General features: G+C 64.9%; 16 protein-coding genes. 12 read left to right on the top strand and 4 right to left on the bottom strand.

From position 1 onward, the window contains the following. Positions 1-25 precede the first annotated feature (25 nt). The gene (locus ACFSCT_RS12750) at positions 26-1150 is read right to left on the bottom strand and encodes an MFS transporter (RefSeq protein ID WP_379143303.1); all 1125 of its coding nucleotides are present in this window, start codon (positions 1148-1150) and stop codon (positions 26-28) included. A gap of 262 nt (positions 1151-1412) precedes the next feature. Between ACFSCT_RS12750 and ACFSCT_RS12745 the strand changes: the two genes are divergently transcribed. The 3 genes from ACFSCT_RS12745 (at position 1413) to ACFSCT_RS12735 (ending at position 4905) form a co-directional block, all read left to right on the top strand. Then, complete coding sequence (locus ACFSCT_RS12745) at positions 1413-2159, top strand: GntR family transcriptional regulator (protein WP_379143302.1); 747 nt, start codon at positions 1413-1415, stop codon at positions 2157-2159. Positions 2160-2348: 189 nt separating this feature from the next. Continuing rightward, complete coding sequence (locus ACFSCT_RS12740) at positions 2349-3812, top strand: L,D-transpeptidase family protein (RefSeq protein ID WP_379143301.1); 1464 nt, start codon at positions 2349-2351, stop codon at positions 3810-3812. Between the two features lie 289 nt (positions 3813-4101). Then, entirely contained in the window at positions 4102-4905 is an 804-nt protein-coding gene (locus ACFSCT_RS12735; protein WP_379143299.1) for an extensin-like domain-containing protein, read from the top strand. Positions 4906-4918: 13 nt separating this feature from the next. Here the strand turns inward: ACFSCT_RS12735 and ACFSCT_RS12730 are convergent, their stop codons facing one another. The 3 genes from ACFSCT_RS12730 to ACFSCT_RS12720 form a co-directional block, all read right to left on the bottom strand. Continuing rightward, entirely contained in the window at positions 4919-5704 is a 786-nt protein-coding gene (locus tag ACFSCT_RS12730; RefSeq protein WP_379143297.1) for a Crp/Fnr family transcriptional regulator, read from the bottom strand. A 129-nt stretch (positions 5705-5833) separates the two neighbouring features. Continuing rightward, positions 5834-6361 (bottom strand): hypothetical protein, encoded by a 528-nt coding sequence (locus tag ACFSCT_RS12725; protein WP_379143296.1) that lies wholly within the window; start codon positions 6359-6361, stop codon positions 5834-5836. An 89-nt stretch (positions 6362-6450) separates the two neighbouring features. Further along, the gene (locus ACFSCT_RS12720) at positions 6451-7803 is read right to left on the bottom strand and encodes a FliI/YscN family ATPase (RefSeq protein ID WP_379143295.1); all 1353 of its coding nucleotides are present in this window, start codon (positions 7801-7803) and stop codon (positions 6451-6453) included. 90 nt (positions 7804-7893) lie between these two features. On the opposite strand from ACFSCT_RS12720, the gene ACFSCT_RS12715 reads away from it, so the two are divergent. From ACFSCT_RS12715 to ACFSCT_RS12675, 9 genes are read left to right on the top strand one after another with little or no spacing between them, the layout of a single operon-like run. Beyond that, positions 7894-8274: a FlgB family protein gene (locus ACFSCT_RS12715; RefSeq protein ID WP_379143293.1), complete on the top strand. Its 381-nt coding sequence runs from the start codon at positions 7894-7896 to the stop codon at positions 8272-8274. A 5-nt stretch (positions 8275-8279) separates the two neighbouring features. Continuing rightward, complete coding sequence (flgC, locus tag ACFSCT_RS12710; protein ID WP_379143292.1) at positions 8280-8672, top strand: flagellar basal body rod protein FlgC; 393 nt, start codon at positions 8280-8282, stop codon at positions 8670-8672. Positions 8673-8683: 11 nt separating this feature from the next. Beyond that, positions 8684-8965 carry a flagellar hook-basal body complex protein FliE gene (gene fliE, locus ACFSCT_RS12705; RefSeq protein ID WP_379143290.1) on the top strand — a complete coding sequence of 94 codons (282 nt, stop codon included), beginning with the start codon at positions 8684-8686 and terminating at the stop codon, positions 8963-8965. Positions 8966-8969: 4 nt separating this feature from the next. Further along, on the top strand, positions 8970-9239 hold the full coding sequence (locus ACFSCT_RS12700) for a flagellar biosynthetic protein FliQ (RefSeq protein WP_379143289.1): 270 nt from the start codon (positions 8970-8972) through the stop codon (positions 9237-9239). Then, positions 9239-9955 carry a flagellar hook-basal body complex protein gene (locus ACFSCT_RS12695; protein ID WP_379143287.1) on the top strand — a complete coding sequence of 239 codons (717 nt, stop codon included), beginning with the start codon at positions 9239-9241 and terminating at the stop codon, positions 9953-9955. The genes ACFSCT_RS12700 and ACFSCT_RS12695 overlap by 1 nt, the downstream gene beginning before the upstream one ends. 12 nt (positions 9956-9967) lie before the next feature. Next, on the top strand, positions 9968-10753 hold the full coding sequence (flgG, locus tag ACFSCT_RS12690) for a flagellar basal-body rod protein FlgG (RefSeq protein ID WP_379143286.1): 786 nt from the start codon (positions 9968-9970) through the stop codon (positions 10751-10753). Then, a complete protein-coding gene (gene flgA / locus ACFSCT_RS12685; protein ID WP_379143284.1) occupies positions 10753-11199 on the top strand; it encodes a flagellar basal body P-ring formation chaperone FlgA in 447 nt (148 codons plus the stop codon). The genes flgG and flgA overlap by 1 nt, the downstream gene beginning before the upstream one ends. Positions 11200-11210: 11 nt before the next feature. Further along, positions 11211-11960 (top strand): flagellar basal body L-ring protein FlgH, encoded by a 750-nt coding sequence (gene flgH, locus ACFSCT_RS12680; RefSeq protein ID WP_379143283.1) that lies wholly within the window; start codon positions 11211-11213, stop codon positions 11958-11960. 15 nt (positions 11961-11975) lie between these two features. Further along, complete coding sequence (locus ACFSCT_RS12675) at positions 11976-12572, top strand: hypothetical protein (protein WP_379143282.1); 597 nt, start codon at positions 11976-11978, stop codon at positions 12570-12572. The last annotated feature ends 1 nt before the right edge of the window (position 12573 follow it).

The following is a 12573-nucleotide window of genomic DNA, read 5'->3' as shown; positions in this document are numbered from 1 at the left end:
CCCCGAAGCCCGACCAAGGTTCCCGTCAGTGGCGCCGGCCGAAGCCGCGCGGCAGCAGAATGGCAAGCAGACCGATGGCCGGCATGAAGGAACAAAGCTGATAGACGAAGGCCAAGCCCTTGTATTCGGCGACCTCGCCCAGAATGGCGGCGGCGATGCCGCCCATCCCGAAGGCGAAACCGAAGAACAGCCCGGCGATCATCCCGACCCGCCCGGGAACCAGTTCCTGCGCATAGACGACGATGGCCGGAAAGGCCGAGGACAGGATCAGCCCGATGACCACGGTCAGAACGCCGGTCATGGCCAGACCGACATGAGGCAGCATCAGCGTGAACGGCAGCACCCCGAGGATCGAGAACCAGATCACCCGCAACGGCCCGATCCGGTCGCCGACCAAGCCGCCCAGCACCACCCCGGCGGCCATGGCGGCCATGAACAGAAACAGCATGAGCTGCGATTGCTGAATGGTCAGACCGAAGCGTTCGATCAGGAAGAACGTGTAATAGCTGGTGATGCTGGCGGTATAAATATTCTTTGAAAACACCAGCATGGCCAGAATGGCGATGGTCCAGCCGACCCGCGCGCGGCTGTATCCGTGGCGCGGCGCCATGGGCGCGTTCGACTTGACCGCCGCCTTGCGCCGCCCCTCGGCCCAGACGCCGATGCGGTACAGGATGACCGATCCGGTCAGCGCGATGATCGAAAACAGCGCGACCGAGGGCCGCCCCAGCGGCACCACGATGAACGCCGCCATCAAGGGACCCAGCGCCTGTCCGAAATTGCCGCCAAGCTGAAAGATCGACTGCGCCGTTCCGAATTTACCGCCCGACGCGACCCGTGCCACGCGCGAGCTTTCGGGGTGGAAAATCGCCGATCCGACGCCGATCAGCATCGCCCCGACCAGCAGGAACGTGAATTCCTGCGCGATCGCCAGCATCAGCACCCCGCAGAAGGTCGAGCCCATGCCGACGGCCAGTGACCGGGGTTGCGGATGCTTGTCGGTGATCATCCCGACCAGCGGTTGCAGGATGGATGCCGTCACCTGAAAGGCGAAGGTCATTAAACCGACCTGTCCAAAAGTGAGGTTGAATTCTTTTTCCAGCAACGGATAGATCGCCGAGAGCAGTGATTGCATCATGTCATTGAACATGTGGCAAAGACTGATCGCGGCCAAAACGGCCCAAACAGTACGTTCGGAAGTCGTTATCTTCGTTTCGGTTTCAAGAACGCTCACAACAAACCCAGCCCCAGCAGAACCGGGGTCACAGGAACGCCTGACAGGAAGAAAAGTCAACCGCGACTAAAGCAAGGATCGGGCCGGCCTTCTGGCACGAGTGGTTACAAGAACACAGAAACTAAACCGAACCGTTCACCAACCGACAGGACCGCAGGCCAACTGCCAGCCCGAGATCATGAAACTCAGCCCAGACGTCGCCATCCTCGTACCCTCTGACAGCAATACTGCCCGGCGCGGACACCGCACCTGGCGATCGGTCCAGTTGCACGTCCTGTCGCGGATCCGCTCGGGCGAATGGAAGCCCGGCGACCTGATCTCGACCGAACATCAACTGGCCAGTGAATTGGGCTGCGCGCGCGCGACCGTGAACCGCGCCCTGCGCGAACTGGCCGAGACCGGCGTGATCGAACGCCGCCGAAAGGTTGGCACGCGGGTGGCCGAGGTTCCGACCTATTGCGCGGTCCTGCTGCCCTCGATCCGCCGCGAAGTCGAAGAGGCGGGCCACGAATTCCGCTTTGACCTGCTGGAATTTTCCTCGACGAAACTGCCCGCCCAGCCCGCCACGGCCATGCATATGGTCACCGGCGCGCCGGTGATCTTCGTGCGCTCGCTGTTCTGGGCTGATGGCGAGGCGTGCTCGCATGAAACGAAATGGGTCAATCCCGCGGTTGCCGGCGGCATGACCGCAGAGGCGCTCGAATCCGTCACCGCCTATGAATGGCTGTCGCGCAATACCACCGTCACCCGCGCCAATATCGAGCTTTCGGCCAGCGCCGCCACCGAAAGCGAGGCGGTGCCGATGGGTCTGCCGACCGGCGCGCCGATGTTGACGATCAACCGCACGCTTTGGTCGCAAGAGGTCGCGATCAGCCATGCCCGGCAGATCTTCGCCCCCGGCTATTCGATCACCTCGAGCTTCTGAAACTTATCACCTTGCCGTAAGCCGGTTGTCTACGCGCTTGCGCTTGGCGCGACGCGGATTCATCATGGCGAAAAACAAAAGCCGTAGCCGTGAGGTGAGCATATGTCCCGTTTCCGTCCCGCCCTCTCGGGATTTTTGATCTTTGGCATGCTTGGCGCAGCGCCAGTCGCGTCGGCACAGGACGCTCTCATGCCTCAGGAGCCGGTGATCCCCGGCGCGGCCAGCGTGGCGCCGGTCAACAGCGCGCCCCTGCCGGACAGCGCCGCCGCCGCCCCCGAAACGCCGGCACCGGCAGCCGAGGCGCCCGCCCCGGCAACCACACCGGCCGCACCTGCGACCACACCGGCCGCACCTGCGACCACCCCGGCCGCACCCATGGCCGCACCCACTGCCACGGCCCCTGCCCCGGCCGCTGCCGCACCCGTGACGACTCCGGCCGTTCACGCGCCGGCCCCTTCTTCTTCCGCAGGGCAACCGGCAAAGGCGGGCAATTTCACCGCCGAGGATGTCGAGAACGCCGTCTTTACCGGACAGCCGCTTGCCTCGGGCCAGACGGCGCTGACCGCCAAGGTACAGGCATTGCTCGACCGCTCGGGCATCTCACCCGGGGTCACCGACGGCTGGGCGGGCCGGATGAGCGAAAGCGCGATCATGGCGTTCGAGCGCCGCTCGGGCCTGCCCGAGGACGGGCTGTTGGACCAAGAGGTCTGGTCGTTGCTGCAAACCTATGCCGGCAAGCCGATCATTCAGAACTACACGATCACCCAAGAGGATACCGCCGATCTGGTCGACTCGAATCCGCGCGACTACGCCGAAAAGGCCAAGATGAAATGGCTGGGCTTCACCAGCCTTCCCGAAAAGCTGGGCGAGCGGTTCCACATGGACGAGAAATTCATCGTCATGCTGAACAAGGGAACCCCGTTCGAGCCGGGCAATACCATCAAGGTCATCGCGCCCGCCAAACCGATCACCGGAAAGGTCACGCGCATTCTGGTCAACAAACAGACCAGTCGCGTGACGGGCTATAACGCGGCGGGGTCGATGTTGGTGGATTACCCCGCCACGATCGGGTCGGATGCGACGCCTTCGCCATCGGGGACGCATTTCGTCGACGCGGTGGCACTGGATCCGACCTATCACTACAATCCCCGGATCAACAAGCAACAGGGCGAGAACGCCGAGCCTCTGGTCCTGCCGCCCGGCCCGAACGGCCCGGTCGGTTCGGTCTGGATCGACCTGTCCAAACCGACCTATGGTATTCACGGCACGCCGACCCCGTCGCAGCTTTTCCGCAATCAGTCTTCGGGCTGCGTGCGGCTGACGAACTGGGACGCGCGCGAATTGGCCAAGATGGTCGAACCAAAGGTCACCACGGTGGAATTCATCGAGAACGGGGCGGCCGTGGCCAGCGCGGTGCCGGGGGCGCCGGGGGCGCAGCCGACGGCATCCCCGGCGCCAGCGGCCGGCGGCGCCAAGGTGCCCGGCGTCTATCCCCCGGTTCTGGATGGCACCGCCGAAGCGGCGGCGATCGCGGTCCCGTCGCCCTCGAACCAGCCGACATCCGCACCGGCCGGCGGGGCCGGGTTCGTCCTGCCGCAGGCGGCGCCGGGTGCATCATCGTCGATCGTGCATTCCGTCCCGACGGGGAACTGAGCGGGTGGCGCATTCCGTCGCGCGGATCGCTCTGGCGCTGATCCTTGCGGGCTGGGCGCCGGGTATCGCCGACGCGCAATCCGGCAGCGACCGGCCGCCGCGCCCGGCCGACGAGTCTCGACCGCCTGATTCACGACCGTCAGATTCACGACCGCCTGATTCACGACCGCCGTCGCGGACCTCTCCGGTCACAGCGGACGATGGCGCCGCACCAGCCCCCGCGGCCTCGGCCGCCCCGGCGACGCCGGGTGAGGTGCCGCAGGGGGACGTGCCGCCGGTCAACGTGCCCATGCCGTCAGCCTGGCCCGAGGGTCAGGTGCCGGTCGATACCGCGCCGGCCGCATGGTCGATAGGGGCGCCCTATGTGCCGCCGACGACAGTGGTGAGCCTGCCGCCTTTGCCCCGGCATGCGGCCGGGGATCTGCGGTTCCCCGGGGCGCGCGCCCTACCGCCCACGGCAACGGCCCCGCTACCCCCGGCCCTGCCCGAACCGAAACCACTGGGGCCGCCGGTACACAGCACCTTGCGGGAAAGCGACGCGGAATTTTCGGCCTGCGTGGCGGCGTTGAAGAGGTTCGGCACGGTCTTTACGACCCCCGCGCCCCTCACCGACCCTGATCAGCGGGACTGCGGCATCGACCGCCCGGTCACCGTCACCCAGATCCTGCCGCAGGTCACGCTTGAAGGCGGCGCGACCGTCCGCTGCGATACGGCCCGGCAACTCGCCACATGGCTGCGGCAATTCGTTCTGCCGGCGGCCAACCTGTTACCGGACAAGCCGAAACTGACCGGAATGGTGCTGGGCAGCGTATACCAATGCCGCGCGACCATCGGCACCGAGACCACGAACCTGTCGGAACATGCCCTCGGCAACGCCATCGACATCGCCGCCCTTCGGTTCGGGGAAACCACGATCCCGATCCAGCAAAGGCAGGATGACGGCGACATGGTCGAGGCTTTTCAGCGCACGGTCCGCAGCGCCGCCTGCCTGTATTTCACCACCGTGCTGGGGCCGGGGGCGAATGCCGCCCACGACCAACATCTGCATCTGGACATCAAGGCGCGCAAAACCGGCTATCGCCTGTGCCAATAGCGACCGCCGGCCCTTATCGGGCGATGCACTCCAGATCCAGATATTCGCTGTTGAATTGCGCCAGATTATGCAGCGCGCCCAGCTTCAGTATGGTGATATCGAAACCCGACCAAAGCAGAATGCCGCGATCGCGCAGATCGCGGACCGCGCGGTTGATGTGGATCGGCGAATAACCCAGCACCTCGGCCAGTTCGCGTTGCAGAAGCGGCAGTTGAAACTTGTCGTTCTCGGCCAGACCGACGATCTTCAACCGCAAATGCAGCTCACTGATCAGATGCGCCAGATGCGCGCTTGAGCGAAGCGAGGCGGCCGCCACCAGCCATTGCCGGTGAATGGCCGCGTCGATCAGCGTGGAAAGCCACAACAGCCGGGTCAGATGCGGATAGGATTCCGTCACCTTGCGCAACTCGCTGTGATCGACGAACTCGACCTCGGACTTTCCGCAGGAGCGGACCGTATGTTCAAGCCCGGCCAGCAGAAAACCGTGCAGATCGACAAAATCGCCCGGCACATGCAGCGCCGTGATGACGGTTTCCTCGTTGGAGCGGTTCACGGTGTGACAGCGCGCCGACATCCCCGATACCATCAGGCAACTGCGCGTGACGTGGCGGCTTTTCGGAATGATCACCTCGCCCGGGCCGAAACTCTGCCGGGTCACGGGCAGCGATTTCAGCTTTTCGCGATCGCGTTCGGTGACCACGTCGCGACGTTCAAGGAATTTGATCAATAAGTCCGAAATCGCCCGCGGCTGATCCTCCGCCGGCTTTTCCAGAGTTTTTGGCAACGTCTGTTTGTTCACGACGATATGTCCTGCTGATCCTTGCTTTGGTCGAAGATGTCGCAAAACACAAAAGCCGGCGCGACTTGATAAATGTATACGCGACGGGCTCGCCGGCCCACCATCCCTAGCATAAAAACCGCGTGCTCACTATCGGTTCTTGCGGTTGCCCAAGGCGCCATCCCCGTCGGCCGTATCCGGCCCATCATCGGACGACACCAGGGCATCGGCGGAAAAGGTGCTGAAATCGGCCGGGCTTTCCTCGGAGGGTCGCTGATGGCCGGCCCAGCCGGCCGAACGCCACTCGGCCACACGGGCATCCATGTCGACGGCGCCGGCGTCGTCGAGGATGTTCAGAACCTCGTCATAGCGATCTGCCGGTACCTGCCGGACGGTCACCAGAAACGCACCCAGATTCAGCCCCTCGGCAAAAGAATAGCGGTCCTTGTCGGGAAAAAAGAAATCGCCGATCGCCTCGAAAAATCCGCGCTCGTGATCGCGGGTGTCGATCGCGTAGTCGCGGTTATCGGCGCTGTAGCCGGCGTTGTCGTCGCCGGTCAGACCCACATTCGCGATGCCCGCCTCGGCCAGCGCGGCAACGGCGCGGTTGGCCTCTTCCCGGTAATCGAACAGGGCCGAGATGTCCCGGCTCATCGCATCAGTTTCGGTTTCCGCCATTCCTATATTCTCCGGGATGATACAGCGGCAGATGCGCGTTCCGGCGCGTGCGTTGGATGAAGAACCCGTCAGCGGCGGGATGGTTCCGTTCAGCCCGGCGACAGTCGCGGCGCGGCCAGATCCTGCCCGGCCGGCTGACCAAGGGCTTTTGCGAGAAGCCGGAAACTCTGCGCGGCGCCTTCCGGTGCGGCCTCGGCGATGAAAGCATCAAGCGCCGGGTAGATGCGCACCGCCTCGTCAAGGCCCGGATCCGCGCCCGGCGCATATAGCCCGGCCTTGATCATCAACTCGGACCCCGCATAGGCACCAAGCGTCTTGCGCGCACGGGCGATCAGCGCGTTTTCCGCGTCACTTGCCGCATGGGGCAGCGAACGCGAGACCGAGCGCAGGACGTCGATCGCGGGGAACCTGCCACGCTCGGCAATCGTGCGGTCCAGCACGACATGGCCGTCAAGCACGCCGCGCAGGATGTCGGCGACCGGCTCCTCCATGTCCGATCCGGCGACGAGGACGGAAAATATCACGGTAATGTCGCCCGCGCCCGGAAGCCCCGGCCCCGACCGTTCGGCAAGCGCCATGATCAGGTTCGCGGTCGAGGGCGGAAATCCGCGATAGCTGGGCGCCTCGCCGCCGGCCAGGGCGATCTCGCGATGCGCCTCGGCGAAGCGGGTGATCGAATCGGTCAGAAACAGGACATGCTTGCCCTGATCGCGGAAATGCTCGGCCACCGCCATGCCGGCCCAGCCACAGCGGCGGCGCATCAGGGGCGACTGGTCCGAGGTCGCGGCGATGATGACCGCCCGCGCCATGCCTTCGGGGCCGAGCACCGTCTCGATGAACTCGCGCAGCTCGCGCCCCCGCTCACCGATCATCGCGATGACCACGACATCGGCCGCCACGCCACGCGCAAGCGCCGCCAGCAATGTCGATTTCCCGACGCCCGAGCCCGCGAAAAGCCCGATGCGCTGGCCCCGCACGATCGGCAGCATGGTGTCGAAAACCGCCAGACCCGAGTTCAGCCGCCCGCCGAGCCGCCCCCTTTGCGCCGCCGGCGGAGGCGCGGCGCGATAATCGCGACGCCGATCACCCTGCGGCAGGGGCGTCCCATCCAGCGGTCGCCCCAGCGGATCGACGACGCGCCCGATCCAGCCATCGCAGGGCGCGATTCGCGGTGCCGGCAACAGTTCGGTCTCGACCCCGATCGCCACACCCTCAAGCGGACCCTCGGCCAGAACATGCGCGATATCGTTCGACAGGCCGATTATTTCACCCACCAGCTCGCGCCCGGAAGGGATTGAAAACAATAGCCTGTCGCCGACGCAGGCGTGGACCGAAAGGCCGCGCACCCCGATCAGGCCGCCCTGAACCCAGGCCACGCGACCAAAGACGCGGACCATCCGCAATTCATTGATCCGCGCCACTGCCGATAAAATTTTATCCATTCCGCGCCTCAGCTTCCCGATCAGTCGAAACGGTTTCTAAACCATTCAGGGTTAAGACGGGGTTATCGCCGCAGAGGAGAATCCTCGAAAATGTTCGATAACTTCGACACGATCCGAATGGCCCGCAACATGGGCGCGCATGCCATGATGCGACAGTCTTTGGTGGCGCAGAACGTCGCCAACGCCGATACGCCGGGCTATCAGGCCAGGGATTTGGGCAAATTCACCGACACCGCCGGCAGCGGCTTTGATCTCGCCATGCGCGCGACCGATGCCCGGCATTTCTCGGGCGGCGCGATGGCTGCCGCGCCCATCCTGACCGAGACCGGGGGCAGGTCGCCCAACGGCAATACCGTCTCGCTTGAGGACGAAATGATGCGGGCGGCCGACATCAGCCGCGAACACAACCTGTCGCTGACGGTCTATAAATCGGCGCTTGGTCTGCTGCGCGCCGGGCTTGGGCGGCGGTAAGTCCGATGGACAGGATCGCAAGTCCCGTCGCGATTTCGGCATCCGGCCTGCGGGCTCAGGCTGAGCGTCTGCGCCATATCTCGGAAAACATCGCCAATGCCGATACGCCCGGCTATCGCCGCAAGCTGGTCACGTTTCAGCCCGATCAGGATTATGGCCGCGACACCGGCGCTGTCCGGGTCGGCCGGGTCCAGCTTGATCAATCATCCCTGCCGCAGATCTTCGACCCGTCGAATCCGCTGGCGGGAGAGGACGGCTATTACGCCGGCTCGAACGTCGATCTGATCATCGAGGTCGCCGACGCCCGCGAGGCGCAGCGGAGTTATGAGGCCAATCTGAAAGTCTTCGATCAGTCGCGGCAGATGTCCGCGGCACTTCTTGATCTTCTTCGCCGCTGAAAGGTAAAACCGTGATTTCCGCAACCAATCTTTACACGCAGGCGCGCAATCTGGTCGCACCCGCAGCCGCATCTGCACCCGGCCCCACGACGCGGATCGCGGCCGGGATCGACGCCTTTTCGCAGGTGATGGCCGCCGCCGACCAGACCGCCACCGCGGCGATGGCCGGAAAATCCGATACGCAGAGCCTGGTGCAGGCGGTTTCCGAGGCGCAGCTTGCGCTGGATACGGCGGTGACCATCCGCGACAAGGTGGTCGAGGCGTATCAGGAAATCCTGCGGATGCCGATCTGACGCCATGGATGAAAACGTGCTTTTCGACGTGACCCGGCAGGCGCTGCTGATCTCGGTTCAGCTGTCCGCGCCGCTTTTGATCGTGGCGCTGGTTGCGGGTGTGGTGATCGGCCTGTTTCAGGCGCTGACCTCGGTGCAGGAGATGACGCTGACCTTCGTGCCGAAGGTCGGCCTGATGCTGGCGGTGTTCTGGGTGTCGATGACCTTCATGACCGGCACGCTGGCGTCGTTCTTCACCGATCTTCTGATCCCGATGATCGCCGGAGGGCGCTGATGGATAACGCGATCTATGCCGGGCTGACCCGCCAATCCGGGCTGATGCGCGAAATGCGCGTCGTCGCCAACAATATCGCCAATGCCCAGACGACCGGCTTCCGGCGCGAGGGTGTGGTGTTCTCGGAATACATGGTTTCGCTGAACGCGGGCGGCGACACGCTGTCCATGGCCAACGCCCGCGGCCGCCTTGTCGACCTGAAACAGGGCGGCCTGAGCCAGACCAACGCCACTTTCGACATGGCGATCGAGGGTGACGGGTTCTTCATGGTCGAAACCCCGCAGGGCAACCAGCTTACCCGCGCGGGCAGCTTCATCCCCTCGGCCGAGGGTGAGCTTTTGACGCCCGACGGCTACCGCGTTCTCGACGAAGGCGAAGCTCCGATCCAGATCTCGCCCGAGGCGCGCAACATCGCAGTGGCCCCCGACGGCACCATCTCGGCCAATGGCGAGCCGATCGCGCGGATCGGCATGTTTCAGGTCGCCGATCAATCCGCGATCCTGCATCAGGGGGGCACGCGGTTCTCAGCGACCGGAGCCGCCGAACCGGCGGAAAACGCCCGGATCCGGCAGGGGTTCGTCGAGGAATCCAATGTCGATCCGGTGGCCGAGATCAGCCGCATGATCGAGGTGCAGCGCGCTTATGAGCTGGGCCAGGGTTTTCTGGACAGCGAGAACGAACGCATCCGCACCGCCATCACCAGTCTTACGCGATAACAGGAGAATCCGATGCGCGCCCTTCAGATCGCCGCCACCGGGATGAGCGCCCAGCAAACCCGCGTGGACGTGATTTCCAACAACCTCGCGAACATGTCGACCACCGGCTATAACGCCCGCCGCGCCGAATTCGCCGATCTCGCCTATCAACAGGCGGTCCGCCCCGGCGCCATCGCCGCCACCGACGGCACGATGATCCCCGCCGGTGTCCAGCTAGGCATGGGTGTGCGCCCCACGGCCGTTTCCGTCAACCTGTCGCAGGGCACGCTGCTCAGCACCGGCGGCGATCTGGACGTCGCGATAGACGGGTCCGGCTATCTGGAGGTCACGCTGCCCTCGGGCACATCGGCCTATACGCGCGACGGCGGCCTGAAACGCTCGGCCGAAGGGCAGATCGTGACCTCGGACGGCTTTCCGGTGGTTCCCGGCATCACCATTCCCGAAGATGCCCGCGCCGTCGCCATCAACGGCAATGGCGAGGTATACGCCTATTTTCAGGACCGCGCCGAGGCCGAGCTTCTGGGGCAAATCTCATTGGCCGGCTTCACCAATGAAAAGGGGCTGGAGGCCACCGGCTCGAACCTGTTTCTGGAAACCGCCGCTTCGGGGCCGCCGCAGGTCGCCATGCCCGGCGAGGACGGCATGGGCACGCTGCGGCAGGGCTATCTTGAAGAAAGCAGCGTCGATCCGGTCCGTGAAATCACCGAGCTGATCAAGGCTCAGCGCGGCTATGAGCTGAACTCCAAGGTCATCACCGCCGCAGATCAGATGCTGGGCGCAACGGTACAGGTGCGCTGATGAAACACTCCGCTGCACTTCGCCTTCTGCTCGTTGCACTCGCGTCGGCCGCAGGTCTGACGTTCACCGAAGCCGCCGCCGACAGCATCGTCGCCGCGCGCCGGCTGCCGGCGGGCACGCTGTTGTCCTTGTCGGATCTGCGTCTGGACGCCGAGGTCATCGGCGGATTGTCCGATCCCCTCGAGATCGAAGGTAAGGAGACCCGCGTCACCATCTACGCCGGCCGCGCGATCCGCGCCGAGGATCTGGGGCCGCCGACGCTGGTCGGCCGGAACGATCTGGTGACGATGGATTTCGCGACCGGCGGCCTGACCATATCGACCGAAGGGCGCGCCCTTGGCCGTGGCGGTCAGGGCGATGTCATCCGGGTGATGAATCTCGCCTCGAAGAATGCCGTATCCGCCCGCGTGACAGCGCAGGGGCGCGTCGAAGTGCTGGCCAATTAAGGAATATGCCGATGAAACACCTCAACAACCGAATTGCGCTGAACCTGCCGCTGACGGCGGCGCTGGTCGCCGGACTGGCCGGCTGTGCAAGCGCACCGCTGGGCCGTCCGCCCGCCATGTCCGAGCCCGCCGAATCGGCCGAGTTCGTGGCCATGACCAACCCCCAGATCGAGGTACCGGTTCTGCCGGAAACCGGCGGCGGCAACGCATCGCTGTGGGCGGGGCGGTCGCGCTCGCTCATCGGCGATCAGCGGGCGCAGTCCCGGGGCGATATCCTGACCGTGGTGATCGAGATCGACGACAAGGCCGAAATGTCGAACAGCTCGGGGCGCAGCCGGACCGGCGCGGAAGATGTCAGCCTGAACGGGCTTGCCGGTATCCCGCAACGTCTGGCCGCCCGGCTGCCCGACGGCGCCAGCATGGACCGGCTGGTCGCCACGAAATCCGCGTCCACCTTCAAGGGAACCGGAAATATCTCGCGCCGCGACAAGGTCACGCTGCGTGTCGCCGCGACGGTGATCGAGACGCTGCCGAACGGCGTTCTGCACATCAGCGGAACGCAGGAAGTGCGCGTCAACTTCGAGATGCGGGTTCTGACCGTCAGCGGCTTTGTCCGCCCGCAGGACATCGACCGCAAGAACGAGATCGCCTATGACCGCATCGCCGGCGCGCGGATCTCCTATGGCGGCGCCGGTCAGATCACCGATGCCCAGCAGCCGCGCTATGGTCAGCAGATCGTCGACCGCATCGCGCCGTTCTGAGCCCGGGGGCGAGCAATGCTGAAAAAGCTGCTTATCGTTCTGATCCCGCTTGTGGGTCTGCTGGGGGGCGCCGCGATCGGCATGGTCCTGCGCCCCGTTCCCGACCCGGCCCTGATCGGGGCCGAAGGCGCGGCGCAGACCGAACATGCCGAAACCGGGACGATGGCGCCGCCGCGGGACGGGGCCGAAAAGTCCGGCGCGGAAGGCGCGCCGCCGGCACCCGATGTCGCCGCGGGTGCTGGCGGCGAGGCTGATGTCAAAGCTGAAAAACCCGCGAATTATGACGATCTGGCGTGGTTCCGCTTTCCGACCCAGTTCTTCGTTCCGGTGGTCCGGGACGGAACGCTCGGCTTCGTCATGGTGATGACCCTGACGCTGGAGATCCCGAAAACTGCGCAGGAACGGGTGAATGCGCAGGAATTCAGGCTGCGCGACGCCCTTTTGCGCAGTCTGCTGATCGAAGCGAATACGGGCGCCTTTGAAGGGAACTTCACCACCGACGCGCAGATGAACCGGCTGCGCGGCAATCTGCTGAAATCCGCCCGCAAGACCGCCGGCGACGATATCCGGAACATCCTGATCGAGGATATCGCGCGGCAATCGGGGTCATAGG

The sequence above is a fragment of the Paracoccus pacificus genome, from assembly GCF_042680785.1.
Classification (GTDB): Bacteria; Pseudomonadota; Alphaproteobacteria; order Rhodobacterales; family Rhodobacteraceae; genus Paracoccus; species Paracoccus pacificus.
The sequence above is the reverse complement of the archived record's forward strand: the minus strand, read 5'-3'. Positions and strand labels throughout refer to the sequence as shown.